The following is a 744-nucleotide window of genomic DNA, read 5'->3' as shown; positions in this document are numbered from 1 at the left end:
TGGCACAAATGAGCCGTCTGGTTGTGTGCATTGCGCCAAGTCGCCGATAACAAAAATATCGTCATCACGCGTTGTTTGCAGTGTTCCTTTCACAACCAATTGGTTAATACGGTTTGTTTCTAGACCTGCAATGTCTTTGATGAAATCAGGTGCTTTGATACCCGCAGCCCAAACCATGATTTGCGCAGGAATCTTTTCGCCATCTTTGGTAGTTAGGCCGTCTTTCTCCGCCTTAGTCACCATCGTTGCTGTACGAACGTTTACACCCAGCTTAACAAGCTCTTGATGCGCCGCAGACGAAATACGTGGTGGCAATGCAGGAAGAATGCGCTCGCCCGCTTCAATCAGGTTAACATTCAGCTTGCTTGAATCTAGATCACCAAACCCGTAAGTGCGAAGTTCTTTCACGGCATTGTGCAGCTCAGCCGATAGCTCAACGCCCGTTGCACCAGCACCAACGATCGCGATATCCACTGTACCGTTACCGTTTTTCGCATGCAGCTTTAGGAACTCATTGTTCATTTCTGTACGGAAACGGTGCGCTTGTTCTGGGCTATCTAGGAAAATACAGTTTTCGCGAACGCCTGGAGTGTTGAAATCGTTCGATGTTGAACCAATCGCCATCACTAGAAGATCGTATTCTAGCTCGCGGCTTGGCATAAGAAGTTCACCGTGCTCGTCTTTCAGCTCACTTAAAATGATCACTTTACGTTCACGGTCGATGTCTTGAAGGCTACCCATTTG

General features: G+C 47.7%; 1 protein-coding gene. It reads right to left on the bottom strand.

Annotated elements, in window-relative coordinates; genetic code table 11:
- Positions 1–744 (bottom strand): NAD(P)/FAD-dependent oxidoreductase (locus tag R7Q46_RS26760; RefSeq protein ID WP_318078168.1); only part of this gene is annotated, 744 nt, incomplete at both ends.

Source organism: Vibrio sp. 811 (genome assembly GCF_033339195.1).
Note: the sequence above shows the minus strand (reverse complement) of the source record. Positions and strands in the feature narration are given on the sequence as shown.